The following is an 18,954-nucleotide window of genomic DNA, read 5'->3' on the forward strand; positions in this document are numbered from 1 at the left end:
AGATTTTCGCCCACCTCGTCCGCAAGCCGCCAGCGCTCGCTTTGCTCGAAAAAGCTTAGCGTCTCATGCAGGACGTGATCGGTAAGATGCGCGCAAAGCGTCCTTAGCGCCTCCCTTTGCTGCGGCGAAAACTCCGCTATCAATGCATACAGCCGCTCGCACCGCGCGCCTTTCATCCGACCGCTTACGACCCCGTCCAACCACGCCAGCGACCCGTCTCTGAGCTGCCGCACATACTCTCGTCCGAAACTCTGCAAAACATCCATTTTTCAGACCTTGCGTTTAAATTTTAAAATTTTTGGCGCCTCGCCTAAATTTAGATCGAAATTTACTTCCTAAGCCCGTTTAAGCTTTTTGCGTCCTAAATACGGCGAGCCGCCGCATTCACCTTTTATAAAATTCTACTTAGCGAGCGCCGTTTTTTATCGTTTGCGCTGCTATTTTACCGCGCCGCAAAATTCGCGCTGCACCTCAAAGCCCAGCGCCGTTTAAATTTTAAAATCCGAAAGCTCGCGACCGAAATTTTAAAATTTAAGGCTCGATGAAATGCGTTTCGGCGCGATGGTATGCGCCGCTTGAAACTTTAAATTTTAAAAACTCGCACTTCGCCTCAAAGCCCGCTAGCGGGACTAAATTTATCAAGCCGATGTCGCCCAGACGCGTAAAAATCGCTGTCCGCTCGCCTCAAACGAGCACTCCTGCCAGTCCCAGTCGTTCTCGCCGCCCATTGCGAAATTTCGAGGCTCGTCAGATAGAGCCGCCGCGCTTAAAGCAGCCGTTATCCGCTCCTTCATAAAATCATCGGGCTCGCAGGGCGTAAATTTTTCAAATTTTATCTCGTAAAGGGAGGCGAGCCCAAAGTCCGCGCGCACGAGCTTGCCGCACTGCTGCGCGAACTCCGCCGCGCTACATTCGTGCTTTGGGGCGTAGTACCAAACCTCTAGCTCCTCGATGCTTTCGCCCCCAAATTTTATGGATTTTATCATTCTGACTCCCATTTCGCTCGTCGCGGCGGTTTAAATTTCGTCGCTTAAATTTTGTTTGCACTCATGCGGCGCAGGTCTTACGCGCAGGATCAAACTCTCGCTATTCGGCGCAAGCATGCCGTGCGGGCAAATTTTAAATTTAATCCGCCACACTTTAAATTCAGACGCCGAAGTCCGCCCGCATCCCCTCTTTGCCTTTCGGCGTAAAATAACAAACGATGTAGCAGAGCATTCGGTCTTTACAGTCGTATTTGGCTTCGAGAGCCTCGATAATGCGCGCAAATTCCTGCGGCGGCTTGTCCGCAAAGGCGCCTCGCAACTCCTCTGCGGCGATATGTCGCGGGCTAAGGAGCAGATACGCCGCGCCGCCGTCCTCATCCTCGCTGATGGCGCGTAAAATTTCATCGCTCGCGCGAATGCCCCTTGCCGCCACATTCGCGCAGGCTTAAAAATGCCGCGCCGCCGTCAGCGTCCAAAGACTTTTCGTTTGGAATTTGAGCGCGTAAAGCGCCTTCATTTAAGCTCTCCTCGCTCGCGACCTCGATAAAAACGTCCGTGCCGAGCAGATAGTATATCCGCTCAAACTCGCTTTCGTACTCCCAGCCGTCAAATTTAGCGACAAATTCGCGCACCCGCTCGTCCGCTTCGCAGCCGAACATCATCGCGTCGCTATCTGAAATTTTAACGATATAAGGCTCGTTCATGAGGCTTTTCGAATTTTATTGCGGCTCGCACTTTCCGTAAAACCACTCGCGAGTTTCGTTTAGCTTAAACTCGCCGTCCTTTAGAAAATACTGCTTGCTGCTTTTGATCGCGTTTTCGTCCGTAGCTATGTAATCGCCGATGAAGCCGCGATCCAGGACGTCGCGCGCTAAAATTTCAGGCTCAAAGACGTTTTGCGTCCTTTGCGTCTCGCGCCATTTGCCGTTCTCATCAGGCTCGCGCAGGATGATGGAGATGTTATTGCCCGCCTCGTCGTAGTCGTAGATATACTCGTACTGCTTGCCGTCGGAAGCCGTGCGATTTTTTATCACGTTGCCGCGCGCATCATAGCCAAACTCGTTTTCAAACACGACCTCCCAGCGTTGCGACTCCTCGCGCCAAAGCGCGGTTTGCTCGCGTAGCAACCTGCGTTCCTCGGTCTCCTCGTGCACGTTTTTGTAGTACTCCCTCCACTCGCTTTTTGCGGCGTCCCAGCGCGATTTTAGCTCGCTAAAGCGCCTATGCTTAGGCTCGATCTTGCGCAAGATCTTTTCATCGCGCTGCCATGTGTCGTCCTTCCATATAAAATTTATCTCGCTGCGCGTCCCGTCCGCAGCCGTAAAGACGGTACGTTTTGTAAGCGGCACCCATTTGCCGCGCCACGCGTAGCCTTCGGAGCCTGCGTAAACGTCGCCGTTGTAGTGATATATCGATTTTTCGTACGGCATCCATTTTTTCGCTTTGGCGTTCCATTCATAGGTCGCTACGAAATTGTTTCTGTCGCTTTCATCGACAATCCTTTTTGTAAGGTGTGTCGGCGTCCATCTGCCCTTTTTTAGCGTGAAATTTTCCAAAATTTCCGTTTTGCTCTCGCGCTTTTCGACGGCTTTTTCACCCTCGTATGGCTTGCCGTCCTTTTGCAGACTAAAATAAATTTTCGAGCCGTCCTTTGCGATCTCCTGCTTGCTTATCGCCGTTTCGCGAAATTTGTTTGTATTCGCGTCCCAGTCGTATTCGATATTTTCGATCTCGCGCTCGCCGCTTTCGTCAAATTTGCTGAAGCTTTTCGATACGGAGGTTCCCTCTTCGCCGCTCTTTTTGTAGATTTTTTCTAGGCGGCGGGTTTTGGCGTCGTAGTTTTGGCTCACTTCATATTCGTAGCGCGGCACGGCGCCGCCCTCTGTTTTATAACTCGTCTTTTGCAGACAAATTTTATCCGCCGCCGCATGTTTCGTCGCCGCCTCGCCCGTTTCGGTCGCGCCCGCAGGCATCGCAAGCGTTAATGTCGCCGCTAAAACAGAGCCTGCTAAAACTGCCGCCTGCGCTCGAAGCTTGTCTGCCGAAACCGCCGCCCGCACCTTAAAAGCGCCCGCCGAAACAATCGCTCGCGCCTTTAAATTTAGCGCCGTGAAATCTGCCGCATCCTCGGGTGAAATTTTAAAAACACCTCTCATGACCGCTCCTTTTATCTGAATTTTAAATCATGCCTACCACTTTATATCCTCGCTCGAAAAGGCTCTCTCGCCTTCGTAAATTTTCTCATAGCGGCTTAGCTTGCCCTCTTTGAAATAGCCGATGAAATAGCTTGCCGATTTTTCGGCCTGCTCTTGCGAAATTTCATCGTAGAGGCGGGCGGGCTCCTTTGATTTTTGTTTATGCAGGCACTAACAGCTGCGAAAATAGCGCCTTTTGATTTTAAAATTTTGCGCCTCGTCGCCTTGCTCGTCTGCGCGCTTTGTTGCGCTTATTTCGCCACTCTGCTTGTCTGCGAGCGCCCGATCCTCTCTTTCGCCGCCTTGCATCTTCTGTTTTTGTCCGCTTGCCGCGCCGTGATCTTGCGCCTCTACGGCGCCAAAACAGATACTCGCCAAAATTAAAGCCGAAATAGCCGTTCTTGTCGCTCTGGGTAAAGCCATTTTTCAACCTTTTCTTTTACCGCCGCTGCGTGCGGACCTGCTGCGGCGTAGGATTTAAATTTTAAAATTTATGCGGTGCGCAAATACCTCCGCGCTAGCTAAATTTAACCGCATAGCTCGCGCCGCGCCCGTTAAATTTAAACGCCACGCCGATAAAATTTAATCGCAGCGCTCGCGCAAGGCCGCGCAGGTAAAATTTAGCCGCGAAATTTTACCGACGCATCTTCAAACGCTACTTTATCTTTTTGTATTTCCATGTCTGCTCCGTTATGAGCTTAGGCTTACCGTCTTTAAGCTTAAATTCCTTAAAGCTCGTTATCGCGTAGGCGCTAGGCATCTCAAACATCATCAGCGCGGCTCCGTATCCCACGCTATCGGCTGGGATTGCGGTATCGTAAGTGGCCTCCGAGCGCCCGGTTTGCACCCATTTGCCGCTCGCGTCAAGCTTGTAGATATCCATCGCCGTATTGCTGCCGCGCTCGTCGTAGCTATAGACGTATTTGCCGCTACTGGAATTTGATTCAAAGCTTTGCACGAGCGGGCGCTCGCCCGATTTGTCGTAAATTTCGCCGTTTGAGTAGCTTTTGACCCAATCTTTAAGCTGCTCATCCCACAAATAAGAGGTCATATTAAGATCTGCGCCCTTCTTGATAGCGGTTTGTTTGCTCATATTATCCCATGCGCCCTTCTCGTCGTTCCAGATGAAGCTCGTAACGATCCCCTCGCCTTTCGCGGCATCAAGCTCGTGCTTACTCATCGTCGCGTTTTGCCACGCGCCGTCCTTAAAGGTGCTGCGGATCTGCTCGTAGCTGCCGTTTCGATCGCCGTTAAGCATCTCTCGCTCGCTGTTTTGCCACGCGCCGTTTACAAACTCGTAGGTTACGTATCCGTTCATCTTTCCTGAGCCGTCATAGAAAATTTCGGTCTTATCTTTGGGCTGCCAGCTCTTGCCATCCCATTTGAAGCTTATCGTAAGCTCTTCCTTATCCCACGCGTTTTTTACGGATCTGTTCATGCTATCTTTCTGCCATTTGCCCTTTACAAGCTTATATCGCACATCCTGCGTCGCGTTACCGTCGTAGCTGGAGACGGTTTTGCTCGCATTGCGCGTGCCGTCATCCGCTATTGAATTCGTCTCGCGCGTAGTGACATTACCCTTTACGCTTTCCGTGTAGTCTTCTATTTTTTTCCACTTGCCGCTTTTAAGATCGAGGTTAAATACTTCAAATTTAACCATTCCCCCCTTTTTGTCAAAGTAGCTGATTTCTTTGTAGCTAGAGCCCAGGTCGTCCGAGGAGTTCGTATCTCTTATCTGCTCCAGCTTGCGCGCCGCCGCATCGTAGCTTAGATGCGTGCTCTCCTTGCGCTCCCCGAGTGAGCTGTAGCTCATACTTTGCACCATATACTCATACTCCTTGGCAAACGCCGCCACACAGAGCAGCGCAAGTATCGTAGCGAGCTTTTTCATCCTCTCTCCTTGGAAAAATTTTTGATAATTATATAATGTTCGTATATAAAAACGGATAAAATTTCGGCGTGCGGATAAATTTAAAAGACTCGGATTTTGAGACGACGCCAGCGGAATTTTATGCTGCGATATGCTCATGAAATTCTGCGTAGATCGGCGAGCGGAATTTTATGTCGCCGAAGCGCCGGTTTTACTCAAATATACGGCGCAAATTTTACGCAAGCCGCTAGGAGGCGCCTTTGGGTGAATTTAAGAGAAATTTCTATAAAATTTCGGCTCAAATTACATTAAGGAGCACTTATGGGATACTTTTATTTGGGCATTGCGATAGTTTTGGAGCTAGCGGGGACCAACTGCATGAAGCTCTCGGACGGATTTAGTAAGCTGAATTATTCTCTAGCCACGCTAGCGGCATACGGTGCGTGCTTTTATTTCTTGGCTCTCGCGCTAAAAACGGTAAAGCTTAGCATCGCTTACGCCACGTGGGGTGGGCTTGGCATAGTGTTAGCGTCGCTGCTTTCGGTGTTTTACTTCCACGAAAAACTCTCTGCGCCCGCGATCTGCGGCATAGCGCTCATCGTGATAGGCACGGCGATGTGTAATTTCTTCGGCGCAGGGCACTAAGGTCGCGCGCCTTTACGAGCTAGCAATGCGTTTAAATTTGGGCGAGGAATAGGGTGTAAAAGCGGATCGAATGACGCAGTGGCTAAATTTTAAGCCGCCCAATCTCGCAAAAATTTCTTATCGATCAGATCGTAGTTTTTATACAGCCTGCGCAGCTCGTCTCGCACCTCCATCAGCGCAAAGCCGAGCAGATTTTGCCCGCGCCACGTGCTCGGACGGCTTGCGTTTTCGCTCTGTCGCCCAAGGCCGATACCTCAAATTTTATCTAGCGGGCTGGCCTCAACTAAAATTTTATCTCCCGTCGCGAGCAAAAAGCGCATCATCGCGGGATTTTGCGTGAATTTATAGTAATTGCCGCTTAGCACGACGCTGTAGCGCACCTCGCCCCAGAGCCGCTCATCAAAGCCCCGCACCTGCCTGCCGAGCGCTTTCATCTGCTTTGCATCGCGACTCTGCATTATCCGCGCCCACGTCTGTTCGTCGCCGAATATTTGCGCCTTACTCGCCATCATAAACTGCTCGGCGCAGAGATACTCATCGGCATCTACGGCAAAAGGCGAGCTCTGCCACTACCCGAGGCAGGATTCGTCCGCGGCCGCATCCGGCTTGTAGAAAAATAGAAATTCGTGCGCTTCGGAAGAATTTATTAGCGAGGTTTTGTCGTATTTCGCCGCTCCGCCTGCTCGCCAAAACGGCACGCCCTCGCGGTAGAAATCGTCTATGTCGTCCGTAAGATCGCCCCTAAGCTCATCACGCTCACTAAATTCCAAATTTCGTGCCTCCGAGCAGCATCTGTCGCCGCCATGCGCACATTTTACGCGCTCATTTTCAGACGTCTCGTTTAGCTCATCCCAGCCGCCGTAGTGCCAAAAGCAAGGGTAGGGAAAGGTCCATGCATACGCTCTTTGCACCGCTTTATCCAGCCGCTCGAACCACTGCCAAAATTTAAATTTATAATCCTCTGTCGCGCCCATCCGCCAGCCGAGCGAAAACTCACTAAGAGCGGGGTATTTGATCCACGGCGGCGGCATCACGTTTTTTAAAATTTCGCTCACGCCTTTTCCTTAAATTTTATTTTGAAGCATAGTTTGAAATTTGCCTAAATTTAGCCTGCGAGCTGAAATTTAGGCAAAATGCAGCTAAGTTAGCAAAGCCCGCCAGAGGGGTAAGCTTAGCCGCAAATTTAATCGCAGAAGCGCTCGTCAGTGCGGTATTTCTTGCGCTCGGCGATGTAGTCCGCTCTATTTTTCGGATCGGCGAAATACTGCTTTTGCTTTTGTTGATCGGCTTTGAGCTTTTCTATCACTTCCTTTAGAGCCGCCTTGCGGTCGCTAGCGATGGATGGGAATTTATCCGAAAATATCGCCTTGTACGGATGATCCTTTACCCAATCGACCGCCTTTTCGACTATGATCTGCTGCTTGTCGATGTCGCAAAACGCGTATGGGTTGATCACGTCGCCTGCAAGGTGCATGAAAGCGGAATTTGCCTCGACCGTCTCCATAAACATCGCGCCGCTGACGTCGATTACCGAGGCGAAGGAGATGAAGCGGTATTTGCCCGCGTAGAACCAAAACACCGCGTCGTCCTTGAGCCCTAGATCATAAGCGCGCGCTGCGACGGTCATCAGCGTGGTTGGAGCGACCATCTCCGGGGCATCTTCGATGATTTTGATCGCCTTTTTTAGGCTTGGCACGTCGTTTTTCATCAACAGATCGTCGATCGGCTCGTAAACATGCACGTATTCGGGCTTGCCCTCCTTGGCCGAATAAAACGGCGAGATATAGATGTCGATCGAAGTGATTTTCTCTACCTTCTCCTCACTCTGGGCGCTCAAAGTCGCAGCCGCCGCCGCACACAGCAGCAGTGAGCGAAATTTTTTCATGGTCTCTCCTTCGGTTAAATTTTGTAAATTTGCTTCGTAATTATACCTTGAAATTTAAGAGCGCAGCGCTTGATCTGTAATATTTTTAGGATTTTAAATTTTCACGCCGCGACCTTACCGCGAAGCTTTGCGCAGCTAAATTTAGCTGAAATTTTTGATTTTGGCGGATTTTGTTTCGGTATTTTTACTCCTAAATTTTATCTCGCTCACGCTTAATCGGAAACGCATTCAGGAACATTTTGTCTTTGCTTAAATTTCATCGCCGAAAAAGTCGCCGTCGATGTCGCAAATCTCGATATTTTGTCGCACTTGGACGCCTAGTTTGTATTTTATCATCAGCTCCGCCAGCCGCTCGCCGTCGATCAAAACCACCGTGTGACTTTGCACGTTCGCGGCGTATCTTTCGGCATCCTTGCTAAATTTTGACGTCGTGATAAACACGCCCTTTTTGGTCTGCTTATCTGAGATCGCGCCGACGAACTTTTGAATTTCAGGACGAGAGACCGTGCCTTGCCAGCTTTTGGCTTGCACGTAAATTTGCGATAATCCAAGCTCGTCCTCATCTATAATGCCGTCTATACCGCCGTCCGCGCCGCTTTTGGTTAGCCTGCCTACTCCGTAGCCCATTTTTTCGAGCAAGCGCGCCACTAAATATTCAAAAAAGCTCGGCTTTTTTTGCGAAATTTCATCTAAAATTTGAGATTTTAGATTTTGTGCGAGCTCGTTTGCCGTCTCTGCTATGATGTCGCTGGGAGTCTTTTCTTGCGTTGCTGTTTGCGAAATTTCGGCGCTCGGCGCGCTTTTGTTTTTATAAATTTCATCATACCAAGCTTCAAATTTCGCCTGCGCGTCTTTGCTTTTTAGCATCTGCTTGCCAAAATCCGTTATCTCGTATACGCCTCTGCCGGTTTTTTTGACTGGCTTTTTGGTGCCGGGTAAATTTACGACTTCTTTATTGCCTGCAAAATATGCTAACGCCCAGCCCGCGCGGTTAATGTATAAAAGCATACCGCTGGGTATCCTTTGCGAGAGTTCATCTTCGCTAAATTTATAGTACTCCGCGACAAATTTACAAACCTCTTTTCTATCTACGCTGCCGCGCTCGCCGATAAATTTTAAAATCGGAAACATCATCTCTTTGTAGCTTGGTATCATCGTTTTCCTTCCTAATTTTTAAAATTTTACCTTTCTAGGTCTGTGACTCAAAAGTTTCAAATTTTACCGCTAAATTTAATGTTGCGCTTTAAATTTTACTCTAAAAGCCCGTTTTTGCCGCGTTGCGGTAGAAATCGATCTGATCTTTTTTGATGATGCGGATGTAGTCGGTGCTGCCGGGATGGCCACTTTGAAAGCCCGCCGTCATCACGTAGGTGCCGTCCTCCTCGATGAGCCCGCGCTGCAGAGCCTCGCTTATGATACGTGCGAGCAGCGAGTTGATACTCGTTTTTTCCCTGACCATCGCAGGATTTACGCCCCACACGAGACTTAGCGCGTGCGCGGTCTGCTCGTCGTGCGCGATTGCAATGATATCTATTTTAGCGCGGTTGCGTGCGAGTTTTATCGCCGAGCGCCCCGAGCCCGTGATCGAAAGTATCGCGCCCGCGCCCAGTCTTGCGGCAAGCGCTGCGGTGCTTGAAGTGATCATATCGGTCTCGTCGTAGAAATCGTAATCGTTAAATTTATCGTAAGGATAGATCTTTTCGGTCTCGCGGATCGTCTCGCTCATCGCGGCGACTACGGCTGCGGGGTTTTTGCCGATGGCACTTTCCTCGCTTAGCATTACGGCGTCGGTGCCGTCGAGCACGGCGTTTGCGACGTCGCTGATCTCGGCTCTGGTGGCGCGCTCGTGCTCGGTCATACTAAGCATCATCTGCGTGGCGGTGATGACGGGCTTTGAGCGGGCGTTGGCAAGAGCTATGATGCGCTTTTGTATACGCGGGATCTCATAAAACGGCATCTCGATGCCCAGATCTCCGCGCGCGACCATTATTCCGTCGCTTGCCTCGATAATCTTTTCAATATTTTCGACCGCGTCGAATTTCTCGATCTTGGCGTAAATTTTAGCTTTTGAACCGAGCGAGTTTAAAATTTCGCGCACGCGCAGGATGTCGTTTTGAGACTGCACGAAGGAGATGCCTACGAAATTTACGCCGTGCGCCGCGCCCCAGCGCAGATCCTCGAGGTCCTTTTGCGTGATGACGTCGATATTTAGGCGGGTGTTTGGGAAGTTCACCCCTTTATTTGAGCTTAAAAAGCCGTCGTTTTCGAGCACCGCTCGCACGCCTTGCTCGCTTACCGCGACTACCTTAGCGCGGATCGAGCCGTCGTAGAGATAGATAAACTCGCCTACCTTCATTAACGGCAAAATTTCAGGGTGGTTGATACACAGCTCGTATTCGCCTTCTGCGGTCTTTTTGCCGATCATTTCGCGAGGAAGGAAGGTGATTTTATCGCCCGTTTTTAGTTTAAAATTTTCCTCGAGTTTGCCGACGCGGATCTTTGGACCGCTGATGTCCTGAAAGACGCCTACGCGCACGCCTAGGCTCTTTTCTACGGCGCGGATTTTGTTTAAATTTGCCTCGTGATACTCGTGCGTACCATGGCTGAAGTTCATCCTAAAGGCGTTGCAGCCCGCCTTTACCATCGCGCTCATCATCTCTTCGCTATCGCTTGCAGGCCCGATGGTCGCTAGGATTTTGGTTTTTTTAAGCATCTTTTCTCCTTTAAATTTAAAATTTATCGCCGCATTAGGCGAAATTTTGCGCAAAATTTTGAAATTTCTAAATTTTAAAATTCGCTAGACGAAGGAATTTTAAAATTTTATGGCGCGATGAAATTTCAAAATTCTACGGCACGGCGAAATTTTAAAATTTCATAGCTTGCGGTGCAGGTTAAATTCTAAAAATTCGCGTTTGAATGAAATTTTAAAACTCTCTATATATGTGAAGCGCGAGCAAAATTCTAAAATCCTCGCCGAAGTAAAATTTTAAAATTCTTGCCCGAGCGAAATTTAAAAATTCCTCTTTATTGCATCATTTCCGCGTCAAATTTTGCATCATCAAAGCTCGCTCCTAAATATTCGCAGGCACTTTTTGCGTCGCGAAGCGCATTGCCTAGGCAGCTCGTAGCGCCGGGGCTTGGGGTCATATTAAAGATAATCCCCGGATTTTCACCTATTCTAGCTTCGCCTAAAATCAGCTTTTTTTGCGAGTGTGAGATTACTTGTGGGCGCACGCCGCCAAAGCCCTTGGCGTAGTAAATATCCTCCTCGCGGATGCTAGGTATGATCTTGCGCGCATTTTTGACGAAAAGCTTTTTGCCTAAAATCGGTATCTCAAAGCCTATATTGCGGATTAAGAAATCCCTTACCTCGCTATCGCCAAAATTTTGCCAAATGACCCTAGCTACGTCCATGTCAAAATTTAATGACTGAAAAAATTCCGGCACCGAACGACAGCCCTTGTAGCGCTCGAGCTTTGGCATCGTAAGCGCGGTAGGGCCAAATCTCGTGCAGCCGCCTGCGAGCAAATCCGGATCGCCGTGAAGCGCGGCAAATGGAAGCTTTGGGTTTTGCATCATGTAAACCTTGCCATTTAGAAGCTTTTGCTTGGTTAGATAGAAGCTGCCCGCGATGCAAATCGTGCTAAGATCCTGCCCAAGCCCCATTTTGTGCGCCAGCCACAGCGAGTGAGCGCCTGCATCTACGACTACGAAATCGGCGCTTAGCGAGAGTCTATTTACAGTGCGGATATAGAGCTTATCGCCTACTTTAGTGATGTTTTGCACCTCGGAGTTTAGATATAGATCGCAGGTTTTGCCCTCCACGTTTTTAGCGTTTTGCACGAAGGAATTCGCCATCGCGCCGTAATCGATCGTCGTGTAAACTCCCGATTGCACGCCCATTGCTACGATATCCTCCGCTCGCTCCTCGCCGCGTCCGTCAAAAACTAGCTTGGGCTCGATTTTTTTGAGCTCTTCCTTGTCAAAAAGCTGCAGATACGGATAAAGCTCTTTAAATTTCTCAAAGCGGTCTTTAATTAGCTCTACCTCGCTTTCGCCCACGCCAAGAGCCATTTTCTGCCCCTGAAATAAAAATTTATTCTCATATCCATGCTTTTGGCAATATTTCACGATCATATCCGCCTTGCGCTTGACTTCTGCTGCTTTTTGCAGGTCGTAGTTGGTCTCGATGTCGCCGCAATGAATCGTCTGGGAATTTGCGCTGGCTTTAGAATTTAGCGTCGCAAGCCCTTCGTATTTTTCAAGTAGAGCGATATTTTTGATCCCGCTAAATTCCGCCAGTACATATGCTAGCGCGCTGCCCGTGATACCGCCGCCTATGATGATTACGTCGTAATGTTTTTCTTGCATGCCCTTTCCTTATCGAATTTGGCTGCAATTGTGCGAAAATTTCGCTTAAAAGCTAGTTATAAAAGCGTGAATTTAGATGATTTTATATAAAATTCGCACCATTTCATTTTGGGAGTAGTATATGAAAAAATCGATTATTGTCGGATTAAGTTTGATTATAGCCACGTCGCTGTGGGGCGCGGATAAGAAAGTTTATCGCCTTAAGCTAGCTCAGACTTACGAGCTTAGTATGCCTATCGTAGGCGATGTCGCCAAGCGTATGGCAGATCTTGCAGATAGTATGTCTGATGGCAGGCTGAAAATCAGCATCGACGCGCCTAGCAAACATAAAGCACCTTTCGCAATCTATGATATGGTCAAAAACGGACAATACGATTTAGGCTATACTGCGAGCTACTATTATAAAGGCAAAAATAGCGCAAATATGCTGTTTACGACCGTGCCTTTTGGTATGACGAAAGATGAGCAACACGCTTGGTATTACTTCGGCGGGGGTAAGGAGCTAGCGGATAAATTCTATGCTAAAAGCAATCTAAAGGTCTTTAATATCCTAAATAGCGGCATGCAGATGGGTGGTTGGTTTAAAAAAGAGATTAATACGTTAGATGATCTAAAAGGGCTTAAATTTAGAATTCCAAGCTTTGGCGGGGAGGTCATGAGCCGCCTTGGCGTCGCAGTCGCTACGATACCTGTAGGTGAGCTATATATGGCGCTAGAGATGGGCACTATCGATGCGGTCGAGTGGGCAAGTCCTAGCTTTGATATACCTCTAGGCTTTCACAAGGTCGCAAATTACTATTATACGGGATGGCAAGAACCCGCTAGCGAGCAGCAGATAGTGATAAATCTACAAACTTGGCAGAAGCTTCCTAAGGACTTGCAAAATATCCTGGAAGCCTCTATCGCAAAGGCGCGCGAATACGCAGAAAACGAGACGTTTTATAAAAATGTAATAATTTGGGACGAGATCAAAAAGAAATATCCGAACGTTCAGATTCGCTCTTTTTCGCCTGAAATTATGCGTGCGCTTCGCAAGGCGACGGATGAAATTTTAGCCGAAGAAAGCGAGAAAAATCCCGATTTCAAAGAGATTTGGGAGAGCCAAAAGGCGTTTTTAGCTAAAGCTAGAACGTGGACGAAGATGGGCGATTTTACATATATCGAAAAAACAGGCGACGTTGAAGCCGAGCAGAATTTTACCGCTTCAGTGAAAAAAATCTCTGTTCCTGAGCCCGTAAATAGCGCAGCCAGCGAGATAAATGCAAGCACTGCCGCACCAAAAAACGAGGATAATCAGACGAAATAGTGCTTCATTTTTTAGCTGCGTTTTTATGCCGCGCGGCTAAACTAAGCGCCAGATAAAGGCGTATGCGGCTTAAATTTGATCGGCAATTTTAGGCAATTTAGGCGAGGCGCGGGTGATTAAAATGCAGGTGATTTGCTTATTGCAGCTGCGTAGCTCGGAGTATCTTTAAAATTTTAATTTATGAAAGCGGCGATGAAATTTTATCGCCGCTTTAGCATTTAAGTTAAGGCGCGCAATTTGCATCATTGCGTTTAAAGCCCAATTTAAAAGCCGCTCAGTCGCCGCCGCACAAAGCTAGAATTTTATCAAGCTCCAAGCTCCTTCTATTTTTGCTTTATTCTTTTATCTTTTGCGCTATTTAAGCTTGATATTCCGCCGTGCTCGTTTGCGGGCGACATTGAGCGAGGGAGAATTTAATCTTACTTTTTCATTTCGCATAGTTAGCGAAGAAGCTTTGGCGAAGCGTGCTAATCTGAGATTTTAAATTAGTAGCGTTCATAAATTCCACATTTTAAAATTTCAGTGCTTTTATCTTGCAAATGCCGCTTTTAAGTGAAATTTGCTTCGGGTTTTCTTGTTATATAAAGCAGCGAACTTCAAATAAAATGCAAAATTTTAAAATTTATACGCTTGAACATCACAAGTAAGGAGAATTTAAAATTTTACTCTTCGGGGATTAAGTACAAAGCGCGTTAGAAAAAATTTTATAGGTCAAATTTCATTTTAAGCGATTGCAGATTTAAAGCTTGTATGCAAATACTTTTAAAGCCTGCTCTAGTTAGAATTTATCACTAAACTAGACGGGCTCAGCCTTGGGATTTCACCGCGCCAATTTTAAAATTTTGCGCGAGTTAGGCTTAAAATTTTAAAATTCGATTCTACCTGCAAAAACTCTTAAATTTCATGGCTTAGAATTTTGATACAGAATTTTGCCACAACGCTATTTCTTGGGATGCGATAAAACTACGTGGCATGCAAAAGCCGCGTAAGAATATTGAGCTAGGCTCGCTGCTGCAAGCCTAGCGAATGTCGTAAGCCAAAAAGGCGCTACTGCAAAGCGTAAAATTTTATTTCAAAACCTTAAAAAGCTCGACGCTATCGAGCTGCTCCCACGGGTACTCGTCGTTTCCGACCTGTCCGCGTGCGGCGACGTCGGCGTAGAGAAAGCTTCCTTTGCCCGGGCGATCAAGACCGAATTTATCGATGATCCAGCGCGGCGTGAGCGGGAATTTTTCAAGTACGAAAGCAGATAGCTCATCGTCGCTAGCTGCGCCTAAATTCGTCCCCATGCAATCGACGCTGACGCTGACGGGCTTTGCGACGCCGATTGCGTAGCTGAGCTGGACGATGCATTTTTTCGCAAGCCCCGCTGCAACGATGTTTTTGGCGATATAGCGCGCCGCATAAAGCCCGCTACGATCGACCTTGGTGTAGTCTTTGCTGCTTTGAGCGCCGCCGCCGATCGGGCTGTAGCCGCCGAAGCTATCGACGATTAGTTTGCGCCCCGTTAGGCCGCTGTCGTGAAGCGAGCTGTGATTTACGTAGCGGCCGGTCGGGTTGATGTAGATGATCGTCTTGCTTTTGTCGTAGAGCTCCTTCGGAAGCCCTGCAGAATCGATCAAATTTCCGATCAGATCTCGGACGCGCTCGATGCTCATGCTCTCGACGCATGGCGCGGAAACCACGATCGTATGGATGCTTTGCGGCTTGCACTCCTCAAAATTGCTCTTCGTGCCGTAATCGACGCTAACCTGCGTCTTAATATCGACGCCAAGCTCGTTAGGATGGGACTTTGCATAGGCATAAACGTGATCGCAAAGAAGCCTCGCGTAGGTGATCGCCGCCGGCATAAAATTTTTCGTTTCGCAGCTTGCAAAGCCGAACATTATGCCCTGATCTCCCGCTCCGATCTCGCCGCCCTCTTGATCGACGCCTTGGTTGATGTCGGGGCTTTGCTGGTTTAAAAATACGTCCACTTGCAGATCTTGCGGATGCAGGCACTGCGCACGCGTAAAATGAGGGTTGTCGTTGTAACCGATCTCGCTAAGCGCGCCCTTTACGATGTGGCGGTAATCATCGTGGGTAAAATCGATCTTGGCGTTTACTTCGCCGCCGATTACTACGTGTTTGCCCGCGATGAAAACCTCCGCCGCTACGCGCCCGTTGGGATCTTGTTTTAAAATTTCATCCACGATGCTGTCTGCGATGATATCGGCGCATTTATCCGGATGCCCCGGGCTTACTACTTCGCTTGTGAAAAGATACATATCTGCTCCTGATTAAAATTTCGGGGCATTTTATCTAACGAGGTTTTAAGATTAACTAAAAATTACGAAATTTCGCCAAAATTTAAATGTGCTTAAATAAAATTTCGATATATTTCAAACGATGTTTTGATTGAAAGGTAAAAAATGAGTTCGATTCAAAAATTAGTAGCTAGCTACAAAGATAAAAATCTAGTTCTGCGCATAGTTACCGGCTTGATAATAGGCGCTATTTTGGGCTTTGCCGCGCGTTCGGCTGCGGGCGATATTGCGGCAGAGCACACTTCGTTTTTAATAAACGTAGTAGCTTTTGCGGAAATTTTAGGAAATTTATTCGTAGGCGCCCTTAAAGCGGTAGCTCCGATTTTAGTTTTTATCTTGATTTTAAGCTCGATCGTAAATAAACAATACGGCAGCGCAAGTGGCTTAAAACGCGTGGTCGTCCTATATATCGTAGGCACCTTTTTAGCCTCGTGCGTGGGGGTTGCAGCCAGCTTTTTATTCCCGACGGAGCTTGCTCTAAGCAATGTCGGCGCGGCGGAAAATACCGCTCCTGCAAGCGTTTGGATCGTGCTAAAAGATCTGCTTTTTAAGGTCGTAGATAATCCACTAAACGCTATCGCGCACGGAAATTACGTAGGAATTCTAACCTGGGCGATAGGTCTTGGCGTCGCGCTTAAATTTTGCACCAACGAAACGAGGAAAATTTTTACCGATCTGAGCGAAGCGGTAACCAAAATCGTGCAGTTCGTAATCCAACTCGCGCCGTTTGGAATTTTCGGTCTAGTAGCTTCTACTGTGTATCAAACCGGCGTCGATGCGCTGCTTGGGTACGTGCGAATAGTAGTCGTGCTAGTAGGTGCGATGGCGTTCGTAGCCCTCGTGGTAAATCCGCTCATAGTCTTTGCGGTGATTAAGAAAAATCCGTATCCGCTCGTATTTACCTGCCTGCGCGAAAGCGGCCTCACGGCGTTTTTCACCCGCAGCTCAGCAGCGAATATCCCCGTAAATTTAAATTTATGCAAAAAGCTCGGTATCAGCGACGAGCTAAGCTCGATCTCGATCCCTTTGGGAGCTACGATAAATATGGCGGGCGCTGCGGTGGTAATCGCGATCTTAGCGCTTGCTGCGGCCCATACGCTTGGCGTGCGTCCCGATTTTTGGACGGCGCTGCTGCTTTGCGTGGTCTCGGCGGTCGGTGCGTGCGGCGCTAGCGGCGTGCCCGGCGGCTCATTGATGCTGATCCCGCTTGCGTGCTCGCTCTTTAATATCTCAAACGATATCGCAATGCAGGTCGTCGCGATCGGCTTTATCATCGGCGTGATCCAAGACTCTGTAGAAACCGCGATTAATAGCTCTACCGACGTGATTTTTACGGCGATCGCGTCGCAAAGTATGCAAAAATAACTCACCTTAAAATTTACCGCGAATTTCGTCCATGTGATGGATCTCGCGGTTTTTAAAATTTTACTTATGCTTTTTTGATAAAATTATCCAAAAATTTTAAAAGGAAATCGATGAATTGGAATTTAGGCGAGCTGTTTGCAAACGAAGCGAAATTTAGCGGCGCGATAGATAGCGCGGCCGCGCAGGTTCGGGATTTTGAAGCTAAATTTAAAGACAGGTTGCGCGCTCTTAGCGCGGAGGAATTTTTAGGCGCGCTTGAGCTTTATGAGAGCATCAGCGAGCAGATCGGCAAGATAATGAGCTTTGCGCATCTTAGATTTGCGCGAGATACGAGCCTTGGGGCGCAGCAGGCCAAGACGGAGCAGGCTTGCAACGACATTTCGCAGAGCCTGCTTTTTTTTGAGCTCGAGTTTAACGAGCTTGACGCCGCAAAACAGGACGAGCTTATCGCGGGAAGCGGGAGATTTAGATATTATTTGAGCCTGCTTAAGCAGCGCAAGGCCCATCAGCTAAGCCTGCCGCAAGAAAGCGTGCTTTTAAAAACTTCGCCCGTAAGCGGCGAGGCGTTTTCGCGACTTTTTGACGAGAGTATGGCGCGGATGAGCTTTGATTTTCGCGGGCGCAAGCTCGGCGAGGAGGAAATTTTAAGCCTGCTTCATAGCTCCGATCGCGGGGTGCGAAAGGACGCCGCAGCCTCGCTAAGCGCGGTGCTGCAGCAGAACTCCCATCTGCTCGGCTACATCTACAATATGATCAAAACCGATCTTAAAATTCGCTGCGAACTGCGGGGCTACGATAAAGCCGAGGCGGTGATGCATGAGGAAAATCAGATAAATATCGCAAGCGTCGATGCGCTGATCGCAGAGGCGGAGCGAAGCTTCGCTCTGGTCGGCAAATTTTACGCCAAAAAGCGCGAAATTTTAGGCTACGACGCGCTGTATGATTACGACAGATACGCGCCGCTTAGTGGCGATGAGAGCGAGTTTAGCTTCGAGCAGACTAAGCAGATCGTGCTAGCGGCGTTTGAAAAATTTAACCCAAAATTTAAGCAGATCGCGCTGATCGCGTTTGAGCGAAACTGGATCGACGCGATGCCCGCGCAAAATAAGCAAAGCGGCGCGTTTTCGCATTCTGGCTCGCGCGATACGCACCCTTTCGTGCTTTTAAATTTCACGCGCAAGCGCCGCGACGTATTTACCCTCGCACACGAGCTTGGGCACGCGATACATCAGTATCTAAGCTACGGCGTGGGCTATTTTAACTCCTTTACGCCGCTAACGACGGCGGAGACCGCGTCGGTGTTCTGCGAGATGTTGGTGTTTGATTATATGCGCGAAAATTTTTCAAATTTAAACGGCTCGCAAAATTTAAAAAGCGACGCCGCCTCGGACGGCTCGCAAAATTTTAAATGCAGCGCTTCGCAAGAGGCTCAGGGCGGTGAAATTCCAAACGAGCGCGCCGTAAAAAATGCCGCTTCGCAAGGCTCTGCGGATTCGTGTGAATACGCAGAGCACGATACGGATACGCCCTCGCAGACCGCAAGTGACAAGGTCGCGCTAAGAGCGATGCTTGCGGCAAAGATCGAGGATATCTTCGCTACGCTTTACCGCCAGATCGGATTTACGACCTTTGAGCGGCGCGTGCATGCAAACGCGGATGAGCTAAGCGTAGACCGTATTAATGAGCTTTGGATGGAGGAGTCGCGCAAGATGTTTGCGGGCGAGCTAATCTTGCAGGATCATTACAAAAGTTGGTGGAGCTACATCCCGCACTTCGTTCACACGCCGTTTTACTGCTACTCCTACGCCTACGCGCAGCTTTTGGTGCTCGCGCTTTACGGGCTGTATAAAAGCGGCAGGCTCGAAAATTTCGTTCAAATTTACACCGAGTTTTTAAGCTCGGGTGGCAGCGACGAGCCGCAAAAGCTAGTTGCGAAATTCGGCTTTGATATCAATAAAAGCGAGTTTTGGCGCATCGGCATAGAGCAGGTCGCAGCGCTTGTAGATGAGTTTGTGAGGGGTTAGG

18 protein-coding genes and 1 pseudogene are annotated in these 18,954 nt (G+C 48.6%); 4 read left to right on the top strand and 15 right to left on the bottom strand.

Going from position 1 to position 18,954, the window contains the following annotated elements; genetic code table 11:
- The 8 genes from Q0393_RS04735 to Q0393_RS04770 form a co-directional block, all read right to left on the bottom strand.
- A partial coding sequence (locus Q0393_RS04735) for a hypothetical protein (RefSeq protein ID WP_298978295.1) occupies positions 1-266 on the bottom strand: 266 nt, incomplete at its 3' end.
- 372 nt (positions 267-638) lie between these two features.
- On the bottom strand, positions 639-986 hold the full coding sequence (locus tag Q0393_RS04740; RefSeq protein WP_298978297.1) for a hypothetical protein: 348 nt from the start codon (positions 984-986) through the stop codon (positions 639-641).
- A 30-nt stretch (positions 987-1,016) separates the two neighbouring features.
- Positions 1,017-1,139: a hypothetical protein gene (locus Q0393_RS04745; RefSeq protein ID WP_298978299.1), complete on the bottom strand. Its 123-nt coding sequence runs from the start codon at positions 1,137-1,139 to the stop codon at positions 1,017-1,019.
- A gap of 7 nt (positions 1,140-1,146) precedes the next feature.
- On the bottom strand, positions 1,147-1,419 hold the full coding sequence (locus Q0393_RS04750) for a hypothetical protein (RefSeq protein WP_298978301.1): 273 nt from the start codon (positions 1,417-1,419) through the stop codon (positions 1,147-1,149).
- On the bottom strand, positions 1,388-1,690 hold the full coding sequence (locus Q0393_RS04755; RefSeq protein ID WP_298978303.1) for a hypothetical protein: 303 nt from the start codon (positions 1,688-1,690) through the stop codon (positions 1,388-1,390). Before Q0393_RS04755 ends, Q0393_RS04750 begins: the two co-directional genes overlap by 32 nt.
- A gap of 15 nt (positions 1,691-1,705) precedes the next feature.
- The gene (locus tag Q0393_RS04760; protein WP_298978304.1) at positions 1,706-3,142 is read right to left on the bottom strand and encodes a hypothetical protein; all 1,437 of its coding nucleotides are present in this window, start codon (positions 3,140-3,142) and stop codon (positions 1,706-1,708) included.
- A 210-nt stretch (positions 3,143-3,352) separates the two neighbouring features.
- Complete coding sequence (locus Q0393_RS04765; RefSeq protein ID WP_298978306.1) at positions 3,353-3,604, bottom strand: hypothetical protein; 252 nt, start codon at positions 3,602-3,604, stop codon at positions 3,353-3,355.
- Between the two features lie 232 nt (positions 3,605-3,836).
- Positions 3,837-5,072 (bottom strand): hypothetical protein, encoded by a 1,236-nt coding sequence (locus Q0393_RS04770; protein WP_298978309.1) that lies wholly within the window; start codon positions 5,070-5,072, stop codon positions 3,837-3,839.
- Positions 5,073-5,372: 300 nt separating this feature from the next.
- Here Q0393_RS04770 and Q0393_RS04775 point away from each other — a divergent pair, with 300 nt between their 5' ends.
- On the top strand, positions 5,373-5,696 hold the full coding sequence (locus Q0393_RS04775; RefSeq protein WP_298978311.1) for a multidrug efflux SMR transporter: 324 nt from the start codon (positions 5,373-5,375) through the stop codon (positions 5,694-5,696).
- 89 nt (positions 5,697-5,785) lie between these two features.
- Here the strand turns inward: Q0393_RS04775 and Q0393_RS10765 are convergent.
- From Q0393_RS10765 to Q0393_RS04805, 6 genes and pseudogenes are all read right to left on the bottom strand, one after another.
- Positions 5,786-6,253, bottom strand: a pseudogene (locus Q0393_RS10765) (NADAR family protein); the annotation flags it as partial.
- A gap of 12 nt (positions 6,254-6,265) precedes the next feature.
- Positions 6,266-6,751 carry a hypothetical protein gene (locus Q0393_RS04785; RefSeq protein ID WP_298978312.1) on the bottom strand — a complete coding sequence of 162 codons (486 nt, stop codon included), beginning with the start codon at positions 6,749-6,751 and terminating at the stop codon, positions 6,266-6,268.
- A gap of 128 nt (positions 6,752-6,879) precedes the next feature.
- Positions 6,880-7,581, bottom strand: coding sequence for a cytochrome-c oxidase (locus Q0393_RS04790; RefSeq protein ID WP_298978313.1), 702 nt, complete (start codon positions 7,579-7,581; stop codon positions 6,880-6,882).
- Positions 7,582-7,830: 249 nt separating this feature from the next.
- Entirely contained in the window at positions 7,831-8,736 is a 906-nt protein-coding gene (locus Q0393_RS04795; RefSeq protein ID WP_298978314.1) for a restriction endonuclease, read from the bottom strand.
- A gap of 100 nt (positions 8,737-8,836) precedes the next feature.
- Entirely contained in the window at positions 8,837-10,294 is a 1,458-nt protein-coding gene (gene pyk / locus Q0393_RS04800; protein ID WP_298978315.1) for a pyruvate kinase, read from the bottom strand.
- Between the two features lie 311 nt (positions 10,295-10,605).
- Positions 10,606-11,952 carry an FAD-dependent oxidoreductase gene (locus Q0393_RS04805; protein WP_298978317.1) on the bottom strand — a complete coding sequence of 449 codons (1,347 nt, stop codon included), beginning with the start codon at positions 11,950-11,952 and terminating at the stop codon, positions 10,606-10,608.
- Between the two features lie 121 nt (positions 11,953-12,073).
- On the opposite strand from Q0393_RS04805, the gene Q0393_RS04810 reads away from it, so the two are divergent.
- On the top strand, positions 12,074-13,258 hold the full coding sequence (locus Q0393_RS04810; protein WP_298978319.1) for a TRAP transporter substrate-binding protein: 1,185 nt from the start codon (positions 12,074-12,076) through the stop codon (positions 13,256-13,258).
- A gap of 1,067 nt (positions 13,259-14,325) precedes the next feature.
- Here Q0393_RS04810 and metK read toward each other — a convergent pair.
- A complete protein-coding gene (metK, locus tag Q0393_RS04815; RefSeq protein ID WP_298978321.1) occupies positions 14,326-15,525 on the bottom strand; it encodes a methionine adenosyltransferase in 1,200 nt (399 codons plus the stop codon).
- Between the two features lie 144 nt (positions 15,526-15,669).
- Between metK and sstT the strand changes: the two genes are divergently transcribed.
- The gene (sstT, locus tag Q0393_RS04820; RefSeq protein ID WP_298978323.1) at positions 15,670-16,929 is read left to right on the top strand and encodes a serine/threonine transporter SstT; all 1,260 of its coding nucleotides are present in this window, start codon (positions 15,670-15,672) and stop codon (positions 16,927-16,929) included.
- A 110-nt stretch (positions 16,930-17,039) separates the two neighbouring features.
- Entirely contained in the window at positions 17,040-18,953 is a 1,914-nt protein-coding gene (locus Q0393_RS04825) for a M3 family oligoendopeptidase (RefSeq protein ID WP_298978324.1), read from the top strand.
- Position 18,954: the final 1 nt, after the last annotated feature.

This window comes from uncultured Campylobacter sp., assembly GCF_938015785.1.
Lineage (GTDB): Bacteria > Campylobacterota > Campylobacteria > Campylobacterales > Campylobacteraceae > Campylobacter_B.

Bases quoted from the DNA above. Each gene is read 5' to 3' on its own strand.
- Q0393_RS04740 (WP_298978297.1), bottom strand. From the start codon at position 986: ATGATAAAATCCATAAAATTTGGGGGCGAAAGCATCGAGGAGCTAGAG.
- Q0393_RS04755 (WP_298978303.1), bottom strand. From the start codon at position 1,690: ATGAACGAGCCTTATATCGTTAAAATTTCAGATAGCGACGCGATGATG.
- Q0393_RS04760 (WP_298978304.1), bottom strand. From the start codon at position 3,142: ATGAGAGGTGTTTTTAAAATTTCACCCGAGGATGCGGCAGATTTCACG.
- Q0393_RS04765 (WP_298978306.1), bottom strand. From the start codon at position 3,604: ATGGCTTTACCCAGAGCGACAAGAACGGCTATTTCGGCTTTAATTTTG.
- Q0393_RS04770 (WP_298978309.1), bottom strand. From the start codon at position 5,072: ATGAAAAAGCTCGCTACGATACTTGCGCTGCTCTGTGTGGCGGCGTTT.
- Q0393_RS04775 (WP_298978311.1), top strand. From the start codon at position 5,373: ATGGGATACTTTTATTTGGGCATTGCGATAGTTTTGGAGCTAGCGGGG.
- Q0393_RS04790 (WP_298978313.1), bottom strand. From the start codon at position 7,581: ATGAAAAAATTTCGCTCACTGCTGCTGTGTGCGGCGGCGGCTGCGACT.
- Q0393_RS04795 (WP_298978314.1), bottom strand. From the start codon at position 8,736: ATGATACCAAGCTACAAAGAGATGATGTTTCCGATTTTAAAATTTATC.
- pyk (WP_298978315.1), bottom strand. From the start codon at position 10,294: ATGCTTAAAAAAACCAAAATCCTAGCGACCATCGGGCCTGCAAGCGAT.
- Q0393_RS04805 (WP_298978317.1), bottom strand. From the start codon at position 11,952: ATGCAAGAAAAACATTACGACGTAATCATCATAGGCGGCGGTATCACG.
- Q0393_RS04810 (WP_298978319.1), top strand. From the start codon at position 12,074: ATGAAAAAATCGATTATTGTCGGATTAAGTTTGATTATAGCCACGTCG.
- metK (WP_298978321.1), bottom strand. From the start codon at position 15,525: ATGTATCTTTTCACAAGCGAAGTAGTAAGCCCGGGGCATCCGGATAAA.
- sstT (WP_298978323.1), top strand. From the start codon at position 15,670: ATGAGTTCGATTCAAAAATTAGTAGCTAGCTACAAAGATAAAAATCTA.
- Q0393_RS04825 (WP_298978324.1), top strand. From the start codon at position 17,040: ATGAATTGGAATTTAGGCGAGCTGTTTGCAAACGAAGCGAAATTTAGC.